Annotated in this window: 15 protein-coding genes; 4 read left to right on the forward strand and 11 right to left on the reverse strand. The window is 41.8% G+C overall.

The window, feature by feature from the left end; genetic code table 11:
- Positions 1-30: 30 nt before the first annotated feature.
- Entirely contained in the window at positions 31-891 is an 861-nt protein-coding gene (locus NH399_RS01485; protein ID WP_253036637.1) for a hypothetical protein, read from the forward strand.
- A 48-nt stretch (positions 892-939) separates the two neighbouring features.
- On the opposite strand, the gene NH399_RS01490 is transcribed toward NH399_RS01485, so the two are convergent.
- The 4 genes from NH399_RS01490 to NH399_RS01505 all read right to left on the reverse strand — a co-directional run bounded on the left by NH399_RS01490 (position 940) and on the right by NH399_RS01505 (position 6,218).
- Entirely contained in the window at positions 940-2,919 is a 1,980-nt protein-coding gene (locus NH399_RS01490) for a DUF3488 and transglutaminase-like domain-containing protein (protein ID WP_253036638.1), read from the reverse strand.
- A 4-nt stretch (positions 2,920-2,923) separates the two neighbouring features.
- Positions 2,924-3,871, reverse strand: coding sequence for a DUF58 domain-containing protein (locus NH399_RS01495; RefSeq protein WP_253036639.1), 948 nt, complete (start codon positions 3,869-3,871; stop codon positions 2,924-2,926).
- Positions 3,872-3,944: 73 nt separating this feature from the next.
- Positions 3,945-4,862, reverse strand: a complete 918-nt coding sequence (locus NH399_RS01500; protein ID WP_253036640.1) for a MoxR family ATPase — start codon at positions 4,860-4,862, stop codon at positions 3,945-3,947.
- Between the two features lie 81 nt (positions 4,863-4,943).
- Positions 4,944-6,218 (reverse strand): DUF4147 domain-containing protein, encoded by a 1,275-nt coding sequence (locus tag NH399_RS01505; RefSeq protein ID WP_253036641.1) that lies wholly within the window; start codon positions 6,216-6,218, stop codon positions 4,944-4,946.
- A 636-nt stretch (positions 6,219-6,854) separates the two neighbouring features.
- Here NH399_RS01505 and NH399_RS01510 point away from each other — a divergent pair.
- The 3 genes from NH399_RS01510 (at position 6,855) to NH399_RS01520 (ending at position 10,878) form a co-directional block, all read left to right on the forward strand.
- Positions 6,855-7,814 carry a BsuPI-related putative proteinase inhibitor gene (locus NH399_RS01510; RefSeq protein ID WP_253036642.1) on the forward strand — a complete coding sequence of 320 codons (960 nt, stop codon included), beginning with the start codon at positions 6,855-6,857 and terminating at the stop codon, positions 7,812-7,814.
- Between the two features lie 226 nt (positions 7,815-8,040).
- A complete protein-coding gene (locus tag NH399_RS01515) occupies positions 8,041-9,735 on the forward strand; it encodes a cation:proton antiporter (protein WP_253036643.1) in 1,695 nt (564 codons plus the stop codon).
- A gap of 108 nt (positions 9,736-9,843) precedes the next feature.
- Positions 9,844-10,878 (forward strand): hypothetical protein, encoded by a 1,035-nt coding sequence (locus tag NH399_RS01520; RefSeq protein WP_253036644.1) that lies wholly within the window; start codon positions 9,844-9,846, stop codon positions 10,876-10,878.
- Between the two features lie 143 nt (positions 10,879-11,021).
- Here NH399_RS01520 and NH399_RS01525 read toward each other — a convergent pair whose 3' ends face one another.
- The 7 genes from NH399_RS01525 to fadI all read right to left on the reverse strand — a co-directional run bounded on the left by NH399_RS01525 (position 11,022) and on the right by fadI (position 18,169).
- Complete coding sequence (locus NH399_RS01525; RefSeq protein WP_253036645.1) at positions 11,022-11,357, reverse strand: hypothetical protein; 336 nt, start codon at positions 11,355-11,357, stop codon at positions 11,022-11,024.
- 12 nt (positions 11,358-11,369) lie between these two features.
- Positions 11,370-11,837, reverse strand: a complete 468-nt coding sequence (locus NH399_RS01530) for a hypothetical protein (RefSeq protein WP_253036646.1) — start codon at positions 11,835-11,837, stop codon at positions 11,370-11,372.
- Positions 11,838-11,928: 91 nt separating this feature from the next.
- Positions 11,929-12,354 carry a hypothetical protein gene (locus NH399_RS01535; protein ID WP_253036647.1) on the reverse strand — a complete coding sequence of 142 codons (426 nt, stop codon included), beginning with the start codon at positions 12,352-12,354 and terminating at the stop codon, positions 11,929-11,931.
- A 249-nt stretch (positions 12,355-12,603) separates the two neighbouring features.
- Positions 12,604-13,770, reverse strand: coding sequence for a hypothetical protein (locus NH399_RS01540; RefSeq protein WP_253036648.1), 1,167 nt, complete (start codon positions 13,768-13,770; stop codon positions 12,604-12,606).
- Positions 13,770-14,570 (reverse strand): polyphosphate kinase 2, encoded by an 801-nt coding sequence (gene ppk2, locus NH399_RS01545; RefSeq protein WP_253036649.1) that lies wholly within the window; start codon positions 14,568-14,570, stop codon positions 13,770-13,772. The genes NH399_RS01540 and ppk2 overlap by 1 nt, the downstream gene beginning before the upstream one ends.
- 141 nt (positions 14,571-14,711) lie before the next feature.
- Positions 14,712-16,883, reverse strand: coding sequence for a fatty acid oxidation complex subunit alpha FadJ (gene fadJ, locus NH399_RS01550; RefSeq protein ID WP_253036650.1), 2,172 nt, complete (start codon positions 16,881-16,883; stop codon positions 14,712-14,714).
- On the reverse strand, positions 16,883-18,169 hold the full coding sequence (gene fadI / locus NH399_RS01555; protein WP_253036651.1) for an acetyl-CoA C-acyltransferase FadI: 1,287 nt from the start codon (positions 18,167-18,169) through the stop codon (positions 16,883-16,885). Before fadI ends, fadJ begins: the two co-directional genes overlap by 1 nt.
- Positions 18,170-18,249 lie beyond the last annotated feature (80 nt).

An 18,249-nucleotide genomic window follows, 5' to 3' on the forward strand; every position in this document is an offset into this window, starting at 1 on the left:
AACGAATTTATTATTAACGAGGTACTCATCATGCAAATTAGTATCAATCCCCAAACATTTACCAGAGAAAATTTGAACGAACTAGCGAAAGTTCAGGACGAACACCAAATTAGAGGAAGAAGCTCTCGCAATCCGTTTTCAAACAATACAACAGTATTATTCAGTCGTGACAAAATTGACAGAAAAGATGTCAAGAAACAGGGTCAGAGTAGCATTGGCACAAGTTTCCAAAAGCGACAAGAAACTTTCGATAAAGCCAGAACCGATTTAAAGTCATCACTAATAAAACTGTGCAATCATAACTCAACTAAAGAGAGCAAGATAAATACGCTGTTTAGTAATATATTACAAACAAAAGATAATACCTATGGAACTGAACATACTGGCATAGTGAAAGGTTCTCATATTAAACAGGCAAAAGACATCATAGATGGCCTTGATGAACCTGAGATTAGTCAATTAAACAGTGTCAGCTTAGAAGATGAACCTCAAGAACAACCTCAGGAAGTAGAGCGTCTGTTGCCGGGATTAACAGTGCCTAAGCCTAATCATGAGGCCTGGAACTACGGAAAAGATGAAGAAGGGGAACGTCGTTATAACGAAATTAGTCGAATTGTAAGACAATTGGAAGGACTAAAAACCTACCAGAACGACAACTGCGAGTTTCAGGAAAACTCTGACTATGAGTACAAACCTAAAACAGGCGGAGTAAGTTCTGATTACCATTCGGCAGGTCATCAAAAACGAAAGGAGATATTCTTGCAAGCAAAAGCAGCAGGATATGACTTAAGTAACAAAGAAGTTTGCAAACGTCTTGATAATATTGTCAGTGCAGTAGTTTCGTCAGAGTACGAGTCGTTTATGACATCACGTCAAACATTCTTACGCTAACTATCACTTCAATCACTTTAAAGCCACCTAAACGGTGGCTTCCTTTATTTATGTCACGAGCCTTACTCGCTTGACCATTGTTCGAAGCTGTTTATGTTTTTTTGCGAATTGAGCAGAGTCATTACTAAACTTCAACTTCAAATACAGTCGCAATATTGGGTTTAGCTCTCCACTCCATTGTGGTTTTTCGCGAATCACTCGGTGAACAAAATCTTGTGGACCTTCATAGTGATGTTTTTCAAATCCCTTTTTTGCCAGACGACGGGTAAGAATCAAATAACTTCTAGCGACATGATCTAATGATTCTCTACTGCGCGACATACGCCAGGCAATAACCGCCAAAAATAACAAAATACCAACCACTGAAATACCAAATAAGCGCCCTAGCCCCCAGGAATCTGGTTTGAGCTGATTAAATAAATCAAATTGCTTGCTTTGATTAAAGTCAATAACCCAGTCTTGCCAGGCACGATTTACATTATCCAACCAAAGCTGGGCAATGTTTAACCCACTTTCTGCCATGAAGTCTGCTACAGGTAAATCATCAAATAAGAAATTCCTAAGCCCGACCTGATTTAGTAGCTGTTGCTCAACTCTATGAGGAGCAATAGCGGCTGTTGGATCGACACGCACCCAACCTTTGCCTTCCATCCAATACTCGGCCCAGGCATGAGCTTCTGCTTGAGTAATAATCCAGTAGTCACCTAGAGCGTTGTAATCACCACCATGATATCCCACCACCACTCGAGCAGGTATTCCCACCGCTCGCAACATATACACAAAACTACTGGCGTAATGTTCACAAAAGCCTCGTCGAGTTCCAAACCAGAAGTTATCGACCATATCTTCTTTTAAAATAGGAGGCGTTAACGTATAGAAAAAGGGTTGCTCATAAATAAAACGCAATAAGTAATTAACGTAGTTTGTCGTATCGTTGAATTGAGCATAGGTTTCTCTGGCCCACTGTTTTGCTTCATCATTACCACTGGATGGTAGCTCTGTATTGATGGTACGACTCAAAGGTGGCAGTTCTACTTCTAAAGGCATCCGGGTGACCGATGAACCTCGATAGCGTATACGTTTTTCCACACGGCGGGCAGCACTAAAAGTACCATCGGATTTTAAGCGTGTCCCCGGAGGAGTAGAAACAGGCAGGTCAAGCCCATACAGCCAACGTTGTTTAGTGGCTTCTAACGTAATTTCATATCTTAATACATCCCCTTCTGCTTCTTGACGAGCCAGAGGAATATCATTGCGACGACGGTCCTGAGTCCAACTCAAACCATCATAGTTTTCGAAAACCAGCGCCCGCCAATATAAGTCGCCGGGTTCAGGAGATGCATCTAAAAACTTAACTCGAAATGCCACTTCATCAATTAAGTGCAAAGCACCGATATCACCGGGCGTCATAGAATCACTGACTCCCGTACCAGCACTTTGTGAACTTGGGATATGCCATAGAGGCCCTGATAACCGAGGAAAAAAGACAAAGAAAAACATCATTACCGGAATAGAATAAAGCAAGATTTTCGCGCCTTTCTTTACCTCTACTTTGCTCACATCATTGGCATTGGCATACATCAGAGTATGTGTAATCAATAACAAAGCCGCGAGCAAATAAAACACGGCCCAGATTTCTTGCGTAAAGAGAAAGTTCATTGCCAACATAAAAAACGCCAAGGTCAACAATAAATTAACATCTCGATAGTGACGACACTCCAGTATTTTTAAACTGTACATAACAGCAACCAAGGATACACCCGCATCACGGCCCCGAAACGTACCAAAATGAAACCAAACGGCAGCGGCAGAGATCACCGTGATGGCAACCAGTAACCATCGACCTAACATAGGTGATTGTTTTAAATGAATGCGAACTATCGTCCATAGAGGAGCAAACGCGATGATCACGCCAAACTGCAATGGCAAAGAAAATATGATGGGCAACAAAACACAGATTTGAACAATCGCCAGACGAATTCGCAGTAAACTTTGTACCTGGCGTTGTGATTCGGGCAGGATCAACATATCTTTATCCTTTATACAATGCCAGCATACGTAAACATTGATGCATGTGTTCTTCACCTCGTTGTGGCGCAATGGTTTGCTCTCCCAGCTGCAAACCAAACACACGCCCATCTTGATGCGCTTCAATCACTAAATAAGTTAGATAAGACAAACCAAACTCCAAATCTACACTGGGAAATTGTGACAAAGAAAAAATATCTGGATCACTCTGATACTCAACAAACTCTTTTGTTTGCAAGCCTTTTTCTTTTGCCATTCCTTTCCAATAAATTCGCGACATCACATCACCAGGCTGATAAGGCCTTAACCCATAAAAGTCTTCAACCCCAGGAACTGGCGTATCCGACTCTTTGCCACTGGAACTTCCAGCACTTTGCTCAATGGTTTCTGGTTTTAATGGTTTGGGATAAACTAAACACTTCACATCAAAAAACAACCAGGCCCACGCCTGCAAAAAGCCGAACGGAAAAATTGTCTGACAACGTACGGGATCTAACATTTGATAGCCACGGGCTTTACATAGCTGCGCTATTTCGACTCTTTGCTCAGCTGCCGCAACAATGTCAACAAAACTCAATGATGCATTTCTTAATCCAACGCCAATACTTTGATGGTGCCTTTGACTGGTGATTGAGATAGGAAAATGAGCGACTTGTCCAGCAAACACAGCCTCGGGAGAGTGAGCAGAGAATGTCAAACCAACCAGATTATGAAACGTCATTAAAATGGCAATCACGCCAATGGCAATGACCATAAAGGTTGAAATAAACACCATGTTGTTTTGATAATTAGTCGCTCCAAGCGCCATCACAAACACTATCGCAAGCAATAAAAAACCATAACGAGTAGGAAAAATATAAGTGCTACGTTGTGATAAAGTTATTTCTTGAGCTAATGGGCGACGACGACGGATCCAACGTAACCATCGTTCATCGAGTAATTTTTTGATCATTCTTCGCATAAGGCCATTGATAATTAAGTGCTGCTTTTAGGTGTCGATAGAATAGCGACTTCGATGTACATGGTTACATAGGTACCGCAACAGATTGCAGTACGGCTTCTGCTACCTGCTCACCACTCAACTGGCTTTGTGAATGAGGCTGCAATCGATGACCAACAGCAGCGACAAATACTTTTTGAATGTCTTCGGGGATAGCAAACTCACGATTACTCAGCCAAGCACTGGCTTTTCCAGCTTGAATTAATGCAAGACCTGCACGTGGTGACAATCCATGATTCAATTCTGGTGTTTTGCGTGTTTCTAGAACCAGCTGCAAAACATAGTTCACTAGCGTTTCGCTCACATTTACTTTTGATACCTCTTGCTGCACTTCGACCAGTTGCTCAGGCTGCAACAGAGCATCTAATACATTAGCCACCGGTCGTCGCTCTCCTCCCAGTAGCAATTGTTTTTCTACATCAGGATGCGGATAACCTAAAGATAAGCGAATTAGGAAACGGTCAAGCTGGGATTCAGGCAACGGATAAGTTCCAACCTGATGCGAAGGATTTTGCGTAGCAATTACAAAAAAGGGCAACGGCAGTTCACGGGTTTCACCTTCAACCGTCACTTGTCTTTCTTCCATAGCTTCGAGCAAAGCACTTTGAGTTTTGGGTGTTGCACGATTGATTTCGTCAGCCAGAATCACTTGAGAAAAAATAGGCCCTTTATGAAAAACAAAGGATTGCTGCTGCTTGTCGTAAATAGAGGTTCCGGTGATATCTGCAGGTAATAAATCCGACGTAAACTGAATACGCTGAAAGTCCAGCCCAAAGACTCGAGACAAACCATGAGCCAGAGTGGTTTTTCCCATTCCAGGAAGATCTTCGATAAGCAAATGTCCCTTGGCAAGTAAACATATAATGGCAAGCTCAACCTGTTCTTGCTTGCCTAAAATAATTTGATTTAAACGTTCGCTAACCGCTTCAATTTTATTCAACATAGGTTATCTACTTCTTATTTATTCTATTAGGTAAAAACAGCAGACCTGCTGGCCTGCCAGCACAAGATTTCATCACTTAAACTACCAGCGTATTGCGACCATTAAATCTCTGACATTGGTGCGCCCTTTTTTGAGCTTCAAACAGGCATTGATTGCCTCCAATCCAGTATAGCTGTTAAACGTCGATAGCAATACATTCGGGTTAACTCCGACATCATTCAATCGTAACCAATCATTGCCATCGACCAACGCGCCCGCAGCAGGTGCCGATCCGTCCTGCCCGTCACTGCCAAAGCTCGCAAACACTAGATTGTCATCCCCCGCAATTTGGCGCGCCATCGATAATGCCAGATGACAATTTCTGCCACCGCTACCACGAACCTCAGCGGGTAGTGCCAGTGTGGTTTCACCGTGCGCAATCCAAATGCCTTTATCCCCTTTGGATAGCTGCTCATCAAACCAATTAATCGTATGCTCTACACTAAGGTTTATTTCTGTCAAAGTCTGTAACGGAAGCTCCGTTTTTAACACTAACTCTTGTCCGAGTAACTCAGCAGCCAACAAACTGTTACCGATACAAAAATGAGCAACTTCAGGCAATGTTTTTCTTTCGCTTGTTTGAGTTAATGGTTGCCCATGTCGGTTCAGTCCTTGCTGGCTTAATTGGTTGACTTTGTCTTGCATCAAAGTAAATAGACTGCCAGAAGGTTCACGAGTTACAGAAGATTCAAACAGCAGCCCTGATCCAATCACGGCAGGGTTATCTCCAGCCACATCAGACAGTGAAAGCTGCGTAATTTTTGGAGAGTCAATCCATCGGCGTAACTGACCACCTTTTATTTGAGATAATTGGCTACGCAACTGGTTAATCTGCTCAATATCAAGTCCGCTCGAAACCAATGTCTGATTGAGTTCATTAATAGTACCCATCTCAATACCTGCTAGTGGAAGCTCAACCAGAGCAGAGCTCCCCCCAGATATTAAAAACAGTAGCTCAGCGCCTTCGTTCTTTTGCAAGAAAGATACAAGAGCTTGAGCTGCGGCCAAAGCGCGATGATCAGGAAAAGGATGCGATGACAGTAACACCTTTGGATCATCAGACACCCCGTATCCCTCGGCGGTTATCACCAGATAATCTTTAATCTCTCTGAGGTATTTTCTTGCACCTTCAAACATTGGTAACGCTGCCTTACCAATGGAAACAACGCACAATGGCTGCTCGATCTTTTGTTCAGTGGATGAAGCCAACGACTCCTCACCACCTATTTGATGGGAAGTTAACCAGTTGTTTACCCTGGTCTCTGCATCCATCAGCTCCCAAGTGAGGTGAATAGCTTCCTGAAGATCACTTTTCATATCAATAAGTTATTCCTGCTCATTGCAATAAACTTGGTTGAATAGCCTTAGTGTTTAGAGTGCCTTAACACTCTGCAAACTGCAAATGAGATACTTAATAAATGAGTAGCCGTTTTTCTAATCGTTTTAATACACTTTGTTTTTATGTCATTGCCACTTCAACAAGATGAAAAATCGAATTAGAATTTTTTATGTCTTTTTGAGAACATAAAATAGCCAAACAAGATATAGACATGCTTATTTTCTGATCAAAACTTTTATTCATAAAAGAACTTCTTTCAAGCTCTCGCTCTAAATCCACTCAATAAAAAAGAACATAAAAAGATCTATAAGCTATAAAAAACCCTATTTTTTCCGTATATTTTTATTACAACCACTATCCCACAAAACAAAAAAGGAAAATAATCACAAGAATAGATAAATAAATTTCTTTTTTGTGAATATTAAAAGTTTTATTTTCTGTCACCAAACTGTCTTAAGTTCTCGAACACCAGAAGAACACTGAAACACACTACAAGTCATTAGATTTTCTAATCCAAAAGCCAATTATTTTTCATTTGTTAAGTGATTTTGTTCACGCCTATTATCCGCCTCGCACCACTGGATACCCAACTTTACCTTTATAGGACACGTACAATGAAACGTTTAATCGCGAGTACTTTTTTGACCGTTGCTTCAATTGCCACTTTTGCCAACGACTATGTGACGATGCAAACATCCGACGTTGCTAACTTCACAAGTAACCGTGGAAACAACATTGCAGTAGAAATCTCAGATGAAATTGGAACCAGCTGGAAAAAATATTCAAACTTCTTAAATCATGGCGAGCGTTGGGTTTGGGCTTCAGAAAGCTCGAATCGTGTATACACTCTCAACGAAAGCGATGTTGAGCTATTTGCCGACTTTGACGCAGAGCCAGGTGCCACATTCGACATTAACTGGGGAGCTTGTGTTAGACAGGTTGTTATCGAGCAAAAAGGCCTTTCGGTAACGGTTAAAGCAGGCACTTTTAATGACGTTGTACTCATGTCATTTGCAGGTAACTGCCGCGATAAAGGGTTAACTTATGCTTACTTCGCGCCACAAGTTGGTGTTATTGAATGGGAAGAAATGTCAATCGCTGGTAACATTCAATATAAAATGAACAGCGCAGAGATTGCTCAAGTGTCTTACCCTCAAATCACAGGTTTAACGGTCGCGACTAACATCTCTCATGAGCATGTTATCTACAATTCTGTTGACACGATTGCAGCCAATCTGACTTTGACTAACCATAATAGTGAAGACATGGCCTTAACTTTTCCTAGCGGCCAAACTTTCGAAATCGAAATCATTGACGCAAACGACAATGTGGTATCTCGCTGGTCTCGTGGCAAAGCCTTTATTCAGGCATTCCAGTCTTCAACAATTAAAGCCGGTGAGTCAGCAACATTTGGTGGAAACATCGAATTAAGCGATGACAATGGCCAAGCTTTAGAAAGCGGCAACTATCGCGTACGAATTTCAATCAAAGGATATCACGCAGCCGTATTTGGTATGAGCCAGTATGTGCCATACGCTACAGAAATGCCTTTGTACATTAATCACTCTAACTAAGTGACATGAGAAGCCCGTTAACTGCAATGTTACGGGCTTTTCCTGAATATCCAGTCATCTTAATTTCTATTCAACTTACAACTTTTAACAGGCAAACGAATCCAGTTGCCTAACAATCAATACAAATAACTCTCTAGCTTGATCCTTATCAAGGCTCAAACCTACCTTTTTATAACCAGACTCACTACAATAAAGGCACAATAACCAATAAAAGATCCATCATCTTATGGAAGGACGTTTTTTCGAAGAACTGTTAGCCGTTATGTGTACTTCACTGGCTGTGACGGTAATTTTGCACCGCTTTCGTTTACCCAGCATTATCGCTTATCTTATTGCCGGAACCTTGATTGGTCCCTACCTTCTTGGTTGGGTTAAACATCCAGAAGACTTCACCTTCTTAGCCGAATTTGGTGTGGTATTTCTACTCTTTGCATTAGGGCTTGAATTTTCCTTCTCCAAGTTGATGGAACTCCGCTCTTCTGTATTTGGTCTGGGTGGAACACAAGTACTAAGTTGTTGTTTGCTATTTGGTAGTGCCGTGTGGTTCTGGGGAACCAGCTTCGAAGCAGCCATAGTGATCGCAGGCGCGCTGACGCTCTCTTCAACCGCTATTGTGACTAAAGAACTCTCCAGCCAACGGCAAGTTCATAGCCGTCATGGTCAGCTGTCGATTGGTATTCTTTTGTTTCAGGATCTGGCTGCCATTATCTTTCTGTTGTTGGTGCCGGTACTCGCGGGTGGTGGTGAAGGTTCAATTTCTTCAACTTTATTTTGGGCCTTTGCTAAAACATTAGCTTTGATGGCATTGCTGCTTAGCATAGGCAAGTGGTTGCTACCTATACTTTATAAAGAAGTAGCAAAAACTCAGTCTGAAGAAGTCTTTGTATTAACAACTCTGGTCATTGTTATGCTTGCCGCCTGGGTAACTCACCAGTTCCATCTATCTATGGCCTTAGGTGGTTTTATTATTGGTATGATGTTGGGAGAAAACCAGTTCCGTCACCAAATCAATACCGACATACGTCCCTTCAAAGATATTCTGTTAGGGCTATTTTTCGTTACTATCGGTATGAAAATTCAGATACAGGTATTGTTTGAATTTTGGCCCAGAATTATCTTCTTCACTGCTTGTTTAATTGCTTTTAAAGCGGCCCTGATCACACTACTCGTGATAGTTCTTAAGCATAAAAAAGAAACTGCACTGGCAACAGGACTTAACTTAGCTCAGGCAGGTGAATTTGGTCTCGCCCTACTCTCTTTAGGCGTCATGCATAAATTGCTACCAGAAGAACAGGCTTCGTTTATTATTCTTGTGGCTATCTTTAGCATGGCAGCGAGTCCTTTCTTGATTCGCCACAGTCATGCCATCGGTAAAACACTCTGGTCAAAGCTGAAACAAGATACTGAACAGTTAAAAGAAGCCGACGCTCCAGTCTCTCTACCTCACGATGGTCATGTGATCATCGGTGGCTTTGGCCGTGTGGGCAAAACCTTGGCAAAGCTGCTTGAAGACAACGGCATTCACTATGTCGCAGTCGACATGGATATTGACGTAATAGAGCAAGCCAGACACAAACACCATAATGTGGCCTACGGCGATAGTACCAAAGTTGATATGCTCCTAAGCTGCCATATTAAAACCGCCAAGATGGCGATCTTAACCTTTGGCTCTGCACATATTGCAAAAGAAACCGTTTCTCATATTCGTTCAGCTGGCATTAAAACACCAATCATTGCCCGTTGTTATGAGCAAGCTGACGCTGCTGAGCTTAAAAAGCTAGGCGCAGATTATGTGATTCCAGAAATGTTAGAAGCCAGTTTGGCCATTGGGCATCAGCTATTAACCTTGCTTGACTTGAAGCAAGAAGAAATAGAAGAACAACTCGACCAATTTAGAAAGGAGGAGCTAAAGACCTCATAAAGCCATCACCATTCAGTTCCATGTTTTATGCTGCTATGATGGCCAATAAGTCTAAAAGAAATTGCTCGATATAAGTTATTTATAATTACAATAGAGGAATAAAAAACAATGGCTTTTTTTCTGCAACTTTTGGGAGGCATAGTACTGTCTCTCCTTATCCTGGCTGCTTTAGCCTACTTTTATTTCAAACGAAAGTTCGGAAAATACCTCGATTTAGATGGTAATGTCGCGTCGGGGGAGCCACTTCATATACATCTAAACGAAGAAATAGAACCTGACTGGCTCGATGAAAAATCCGTTAAAGCCGCGATAACAGAATTAGAAGGACTAGGGTTTCAGAAAGGCAAATCATACAACATCCACGAAATGGAGGGCGTGGCTCTATTAGTTTTCTTCAAGGCCCCCCTAGCTCTGGTTCTCTACAAACATAACATCGTTGGACACTGGGTAGATATTGTTGTCGATGAAAAAGAAGGCAAAGAATACACCTTCTCAAATGCTGCAATGGGTAGCCAAATGGAAAATCGGCCAGAGTCAATAAAGCACTATTATCCAGAAGCCTCCATATCAGACGTTTGTGCCGAAGCAGAAAAACTGCTATCAACCATTGGCAATGACTTTATTGATATCAATGAAGATAATTTCAGAGAGTATTTTGAAACAGCTTACAAGAAAGACATTAGCTTTAAAGTCAGAAAAGGGGGTGTTAGCTTTAAAGAGTTTGTAGCCACCTCTAATGAAGCGCCTTTTAATAGCTCTGATGAAACCGTTAAAGAAGCTTTTCTTGAATACAAAGAACAAGAGTTGGACCAATGGCACGAAGCCGCGCTAGAAGAATATCGAGAGTTAGAAAATATAGAAGAAGAAAAGTTTTATGACCTTGAACACAGTTTTCTTATTGTTCCCTTTAAAACCCATTCCCCAGCCTTTATTCAATACCTATTAGGCAGAGGCTTTGTTACAGAGCAACAAGAAAAGCAACTAATGAAAGCCGCCGAAAAAGTCTCTGATGTTAATAAACTATTTGAACGCATGAATGAAATGCTCTCTCCCGAGTTAAGAGCAACATTCGTTAAGGATATAGACTACCCGCTACCGATCAAGCTGTTTAAGATGAGTACTAAGATGTTGGATAGGTATTAGTGCGATCTGCATATCCAATCGGAATGAGTTATGAGTAATCACGGAGGCGTTAATTCTGGCTAGCCCCACATTTGTAGGCGCTAGCCCATAATGAGCACTGTGCAAAAAAACCCAAGCTGGGAAATTGATATTCACCATTCCAGTCACAAAACCAGAACAAGTTTACATGCAATGCAGAAAGTAAATAATATGATAGATAGGAAAATATTCATATATTCCACCTTCAGTATCTTCGAACTGCTTTTCTTGCTTTTTATAAAGCTGACTACAACCATCGGAGTAGAAATCAACCATCCAACTAAAGCAAAAACAAACAACCCTTCAACAACTACTCCACCAAACACCCGAATAACTTTTCCAGAATAATCGACCAACAACTGCTCTCCATTAAAAAACAAGCCGAACACTACCATGATAGAGAAAACAGAAACAGCCACGGATAGATGAAAGAATGCCTTCATTAATAAGTTGTTATTCATCACAAAGCTTCTCTAACTACCTTTTATTCGTTGAAAATCATCATCTTCAATAGCTGCCTTTATTTCTTCCATACTCACTACTTTTAAACACTCCCTTAGATGTTTGGATATTAACGAAATATCTTCTACCAATAGCTCTGGATCTGTAGACAAGGAACAATTCACCTTATTTCCTGATAGTGAATTAATTACATCAATGATAGGTCTGCTTTTCTTTAGTAAACAAAACTCAGTTCTCTTAGAGTAGTCATTAACCCCGATAATAAACTCAACTCTTCGTTCTCTTGAAGATAGATTTACAAGTAAAATGATATCATCTATAACTATCATTCCCCCCCATGCGATCCCTAATACACCTAACTCTTCTTCATACCTAAATCCTTCTGTGAGCATCTCTTCTTTTAGGAAATAGAACTGTTTTACTAAATGCTGTCTAATGCCTTCATACTCTAAGTAGTTGTTAAAGTAAACTTCATGCATAAAAATCTTTACCTTAGAACAATAACCCGAAAAATCTCTTAAATAATTCTGTTTGGACTAAAAAATACGAAGAAATCAATTTTCAAGGAAGTCATGAGGATCCACATTGCTCAAATATCTCTTCAATTCTTTTTCTGGCCTCAAATCCCCAGAGGGATTGTTCAGCATGCTCTTGATACAACATCATCATAGGGGTTTGATAGACTTTACCTATACCATGAAACACCTTATTGATATCTTCCATATCGCTTGCGTTTAATACATCATAGATAAATATTGGATATCCGATGTCACAGCCACACTGGATTATTCTATCAAGAAGCTCTAAATCGTCTCTTGAATATATAGCAACTCCAATGACTAAATACTTCTTATGCTCCAATACTACTTTTTCATCAAACAACTCAAACTTACTAGCATTCTTAACTAAGCTAGATAGTTCGTCTCTGGTCATTTTCCGTGCAAATATTGAACTACAGGTCTCATTTCGACCTTTCGTAAATTTTTGAAATGGCATAGTATTTCCGCTAAACATCGATTTTCTATCGAAGCATCATTCGACATTCTTTAATTGATAAGTCCGAAATGTCAATGACAACTAAGACATTTCCTCCTCGCATGTCAGAGTTAGTCCATACCCTGTAATATCCAAATGTTTCAGAAATATGAGCGGGTTCCCTGAACTCCGAACCCTTCTTTAAGCAAACGCTTCTGGCAATACTCAACGCTCGCGAACAAGATTTGATTTTATCAGATTTACTCAATGCTATTCAGTAGAAGCTGAGCCACTTCTAACAGGCTTACATCCATCAGGAAAGTTCTGGGAGTATTTATTTGGCAAGCTCCGAAACTTTTCTGGACGAGGGGCAATAGCCAAAACAAATGGAAATGACTCTCTATCAGGTTCTTTGCAATCGCGCATGTTAACGCCAATCATCCCGGCAATACTGAAATTCTCCTGATTAGAATTGTAGTCAACATCCGAGATATAGGTGCTACCCGTCACATTAGTTCTTCTCCCAAAACTGAGAGAAACCAATACTTCTTTATCAAAGTTAATTCGCTTTAATAAACGCCCCAGCTCTTCCTTGGTGAGAGCCTTAGAAATCCAAGACTCTAGTATCTTTTCTTTTGAATCGAAGATAAAAGCTCCACTTTCAGTAGGACCATTATATCCATCATGAACTTGAGTATATGTTGCATTAGGATCGGGCTCGTATCGATAGAGAAACTCACACTCTTTCACATATTCGTCAGGCATTACAATTTTAGAAGCAATTTTGCTTGTCTTGGAAAGTAACTCGATCATCTTGTCACCATCTTCGGTGCCAGCGGTGGTAGCTCCAGAGTTTTTTTGCCTTAATTGCTCTAGCTCTAGGTGAGCTTTGTAGTAAGCATCGTTGTTAATTAACTTTGAGAACTTCAATAACTTATTGACTCTACTAGCTTTCTGGCATGTAAACATCTGCTTATATTTATCTTCGCTCACCCCTTGCTTATAGGCCCAGCCAGGATTATATTCTTTGTCAAACTTAACACTCCATCTTTTCAACAACTCTGTGAGCCGACTCAGCTGAGCCCTATCACGGAATATTTCAATATCTCCAGAGCCGCCATAGTAGTAATAAAGTTGACCATACAACTCTGATAATTTTTTGCTTTCTTCATCAGAGCTGCCTTCTAGTACTTGCATATCAGTCATGGCTCTTACTTGCCCAGCAGTCAGTAAAAAAGCACTGTGTAACTTCCTATTATTTGAATAACAAGATGTTGCCCCTTTCCATAATTGATAGGCATTTAGAGAAGACGCTTTAGATAAAGACTCAGAGCATACCTCTGATGCTTTTTCATCAGCATTAGTAAATGAAGACGCAATAATAAGAGCGCAAATTAATAGGACATTAAATCCGAAAGGAATAGTACTAAGTCTCATCAGTATATCTCCGGCACAAAGTGTTGGTGTTGCATGGGTGGCCGAACATAATCATGATCAATAACGCGCTTGGGCAACTCAATTGGATCAGGCGTTAGATCTTCATAAGGAATTTGACTTAACAAATGGCTAATACAATTTAAGCGAGCTCTTTTCTTTACATCGGAGTTCACCACAAACCAGGGCGAATCTTCCGTATCCGTGTGAGCAAACATTTCATCCTTTGCTTTGGAATATTCTGTCCAGCGAGCCCGTGATTCTAAATCCATTGGGCTGAGTTTCCAACGTTTATGAGGTTCTTTAATTCGACTTTGAAAGCGTCGTTCTTGCTCTTCATCAGATACAGAAAACCAATATTTAATGAGTATAATGCCTGACCGAATCAACATACGCTCAAAGTCAGGACAAGTCTGCAAAAACTCACGGTGCTCTTCTTCATTACAAAAGCCCATGACTTTTTCCACTCCCGCTCGGTTATACCAGGAACGATCGAACAACATCATTTCTCCAGCGGCAGGTAGATGTTGCACATAACGTTGAAAATACCATTGAGTTTTCTCTCTTTCGGTGGGAGCAGGCAATGCAACCACATGACACACACGAGGGCTTAAGTGCTGTGTAATGCGTTTAATGACACCTCCTTTTCCTGCGGCATCTCGTCCTTCAAAAATAACGGCGACCTTTAATCCTTTGGCCCGAATCCACTCCTGCATCTTTACCAACTCTAACTGCAACTCAAATAAGCGCTTTTCGTACTCCTTATTTGAGAGCTTTTTCTTTTTACCCTTTTCATTAGTCATTTGAAAGTCCTTGATATTAGAAAGCTATATGATTACTTATAATTAAACCTATGATTACTATATTGTCTTAACAAAAAAAATGATATCGATTGTTCCAGGCAAAAAAAAGCCCGGTTAACTAACCGGGCTCTTATTAACATCTTAGTAGAATGTTTTCTCTTGTTCGGCATATTCAACCAGCAAAGGAGCTGGCTCAAATCGGTCGCCGTGTTTCTCGGCGTAGAGTCGTAGTTGCTCAACGATTTCTTTCGCGCCACGCTTATCAATGTAACGGAAAGGTCCGCCCAAAAACGGTGGGAATCCGATACCAAAGATAGAACCGATGTCACCATCACGAGGGCTGCGAATGATATCATCTTCTAAACAACGAACCGCTTCGTTAACCATCATCAGCAAACAGCGATCAACGATTTCATGTTCGCTCATCATGTTATTTGGTGTGATATCAAGCAGTTTGTAGATGCTTTCATCAACAGGCTTTTCACCTTTCTTACCATCATAACGGTAGAAGCCACGGCCATTTTTGCGGCCTTTACGGTCGTCATCTTTCAGACGAGAGAACATTGCAGGAGGCTGCATGCGAGAACCGAAAGCTTCTTCCAGAATAGGAGAAACTTTAGTTGCCACATCGATGCCCACTTCATCAAGCAAAGTCATAGGACCAACAGGGAATCCAGCATCAACCAACGCTTTATCAATGCGATCAAAAGGTACGCCAGCAGCAACCAGCTGACCCGCTTCATTCATGTAAGGAGCCAAAATTCGGTTAACATAGAAGCCAGCGCCATCGTTAACAACGATAACAGTCTTGCCCTGTTTCTTACCAAACTCTACCGAACTTGCGATGACTTCGTCAGAAGTTTTATCGGTTTTGATAATTTCTAACAATGGCATTTTTTCTACTGGAGAAAAGTAATGCAAACCGATCACTTGCTCAGGACGAGAGCTCGCTTCAGCGATCTTATGAATCGGAATAGACGAAGTGTTAGTAGCGAAGATGGTTTTCTCAGAACAATTCTCTTCAACTTCTTTTACCATTTTGTGTTTAAGATCGAGATCTTCAAACACCGCTTCGATAACAACGTCAGCGTTTTTAAAGCCAGTGTAATCAGTGCTGCCCGTGACACGAGACTGAACTTTCATAGCTTGAATGGCATCATACTGTTTACGCTTCATCTTCTTCTTGATGAGCTTCCAGCTGTAGCCCAACGCACTGTTCACGCCTTCTTCGCTAATGTCTTTGACTCGAACCTGCTTACCCGCATTATCAGCCGTCACATAAGCAATACCGGCTCCCATCAAGCCGCCACCAAGAACACCTACGCGATTGAATTCGCGAATTTCGACGTCGCTATCAACGCCCGTGTCTTTTTTCATGTCGGTAACAGCAAAGAAAATGTTCATCAACTGTTGTGCTTCAGCAGAAACCGCTAAGTCACCAAAGTAACGCGCTTCAACTTCAAGACCTTTTTTAAAGCCGTGCTCGATGCCCATTTCGATACATTCAATGATGCGCTCGGGTGCAGGGTAATTACCATGAGTTTTCGCAAGCAGCTTTTTGCGCGCTTGGTCAAACAAAACTTTACGACCAAAGCTGTTGCTCTCTAATGCCATCTTTTGTGCACCAGAAGAAGAGAAAGCTTTGCCCCACTCAACAGTAGGTTTATCTGAAGACTTAGCCCAACGACCCGCTTTAGCCATCTTAAGCACACGTTTTTCAGCCGCTAACATCAGATTAGAAACAGGAACGACTTCGTGAACCAATCCTGCTTTTTTCGCGCGACGCGCATTTAACTGCTTGCCCGTAAGCATTAGGTCTAACGATGTTGCCAAACCAACCAAACGCGGCATACGCTGAGTACCACCACTACCAGGCAACACGCCCAGTTGAACTTCTGGCAAACCTAACTTGGTTTTAGAAGAGTCGGTACATACTCGCTGATGACATGCCATGGCTAATTCTAAACCGCCACCCAGACACGCACCGTTAATAGCAGCAACCACTGGCGTTTTTAAATCTTCCAGTCGATTGAAAATATCTTGGCCTGCTTTTGACAAATCTGCAGCTTCTTGTGCAGTTTGCGTATTGCTAAGCATGGTAATGTCAGCACCAGCCACAAAGCTGTCGTCTTTACCACTGAAGATGATTAAACCTTTAACGTCTTTATTGGCTTCGATTTCGTCCAACAAAGCGCTAATTTCGCCAACAAACTCGGCCTTTAATGTATTTTGGGCTTCACCAGGAACATCCATCTTGATGTAGCCAATTCCGTTGTCCTTCAGTTCAAACTGAAACGCACCTGTATTACTCATTATTCAGTCTCCAGGATCATTGCTGCACCCAAACCACCAGCGGCACAAGCCGTGGTCAAACCAACACCGCCACCACGACGTTTTAACTCACGCAATGTCTGCGTGATCATTCGTGCGCCTGTTGCTGCAAACGGATGGCCAAAAGCAAGGCTGCCACCCAACACATTAAATTTCGTCATATCGATTTCACCGATAGCTTCACTTCGACCCAAACGCTCTTCGGCAAACTTCTTAGAAGCAAAAGCTTTCATATTAGTAAGCGCCTGCGCAGCAAAGGCTTCGTGCATATCAACCAAATCCAGATCAGATAACTTCATACCCGCTTTGTCTAACGCCATAGGAGTCGCATAAGAAGGACCAATCAAGTTATCTACTTTGGCGTCTGTCGCAGAGAAAGCGTAACTTTTGATATAGCCAAGCACTTCCATGCCCAACTCTTTGGCTCGCGATTCGCTCATCATCAGAAGTGCAGCAGCGCCATCTGTCAAAGGAGTACTGTTAGCCGCCGTCAAAGTACCATGCTTACGGTCAAACGCAGGACGTAACTTGGCGTAGCCTTCTAGCTTAGAATCAAAACGCACAGAGTTATCGATTTTCATGGCTTTTTTGTAGGGAGGAACATAAGCCGTCATGACTTCATCATCCAGCTTGCCGCTGTTCCAGGCTTCTGCCGCCAAGCTGTGTGAGCGATGAGCCAGCTCATCCTGCTCTTCACGGCTAATACCATGGTCGCGAGCCATCTGCTCAGCGCTTTGTCCCATGGTTAATCCTGTTGAGTAATCTTTCACCGAAGGCGGTACAGGTGCTAAATGCTTAGGACGAATCTTAGAAAGCAGCTGTAAACGCTGGCCAACGGTCTTGGCTTTGCTTAAATCCAGCAAAATCTGCATCATGCTCTTAGTAACACCGATCGGCACAACCGACGAAGAGTCAGCACCACCAGCAATGCCCACGCTTACAGCGCCAGCCTGGATTGACTCAGCCATACTGGCTGCCGACTGGAAGCTAGTCGCACAGGCACGAGAAACACTGTAGGCATCCGTATTGATGCTCATCTCGGTACCCAAAACAATTTCACGAGCGATATTTGGTGCTTCTGGCAAGGTCAGTACCTGACCAAATACCACACGCTCAATCAACTCAGGAGCGATTTCGGTACGGGCTAGTAATTCATTAACCACCAATTTACCCAAATCTATCGCGCTCAAACCGCGATAGTGTGTTAACTGGCGAGCGAAAGGGGTTCGTAACCCACTAACAATGGCAACTCTTTCCTGATTGGACATATCGTGCTTCTCGACTTGAATAACATAGACATTCTAAAGATAGCCTAGGACTCTAAACTATTTCCATTTCAATTTCAAAC

Source organism: Pleionea sp. CnH1-48, assembly GCF_024124665.1.
Taxonomy (GTDB): domain Bacteria; phylum Pseudomonadota; class Gammaproteobacteria; order Enterobacterales; family Kangiellaceae; genus JAMXSB01.

Coding starts and splice junctions, on each gene's coding strand:
- NH399_RS01490 (WP_253036638.1), bottom strand. CDS start 2,919: ATGTTGATCCTGCCCGAATCACAACGCCAGGTACAAAGTTTACTGCGA.
- NH399_RS01525 (WP_253036645.1), bottom strand. CDS start 11,357: ATGAATAACAACTTATTAATGAAGGCATTCTTTCATCTATCCGTGGCT.
- NH399_RS01520 (WP_253036644.1), top strand. CDS start 9,844: ATGGCTTTTTTTCTGCAACTTTTGGGAGGCATAGTACTGTCTCTCCTT.
- NH399_RS01485 (WP_253036637.1), top strand. CDS start 31: ATGCAAATTAGTATCAATCCCCAAACATTTACCAGAGAAAATTTGAAC.
- NH399_RS01515 (WP_253036643.1), top strand. CDS start 8,041: ATGGAAGGACGTTTTTTCGAAGAACTGTTAGCCGTTATGTGTACTTCA.
- NH399_RS01505 (WP_253036641.1), bottom strand. CDS start 6,218: ATGAAAAGTGATCTTCAGGAAGCTATTCACCTCACTTGGGAGCTGATG.
- NH399_RS01510 (WP_253036642.1), top strand. CDS start 6,855: ATGAAACGTTTAATCGCGAGTACTTTTTTGACCGTTGCTTCAATTGCC.
- fadI (WP_253036651.1), bottom strand. CDS start 18,169: ATGTCCAATCAGGAAAGAGTTGCCATTGTTAGTGGGTTACGAACCCCT.
- NH399_RS01540 (WP_253036648.1), bottom strand. CDS start 13,770: ATGAGACTTAGTACTATTCCTTTCGGATTTAATGTCCTATTAATTTGC.
- fadJ (WP_253036650.1), bottom strand. CDS start 16,883: ATGAGTAATACAGGTGCGTTTCAGTTTGAACTGAAGGACAACGGAATT.
- NH399_RS01495 (WP_253036639.1), bottom strand. CDS start 3,871: ATGATCAAAAAATTACTCGATGAACGATGGTTACGTTGGATCCGTCGT.
- ppk2 (WP_253036649.1), bottom strand. CDS start 14,570: ATGACTAATGAAAAGGGTAAAAAGAAAAAGCTCTCAAATAAGGAGTAC.
- NH399_RS01500 (WP_253036640.1), bottom strand. CDS start 4,862: ATGTTGAATAAAATTGAAGCGGTTAGCGAACGTTTAAATCAAATTATT.
- NH399_RS01530 (WP_253036646.1), bottom strand. CDS start 11,837: ATGCATGAAGTTTACTTTAACAACTACTTAGAGTATGAAGGCATTAGA.
- NH399_RS01535 (WP_253036647.1), bottom strand. CDS start 12,354: ATGCCATTTCAAAAATTTACGAAAGGTCGAAATGAGACCTGTAGTTCA.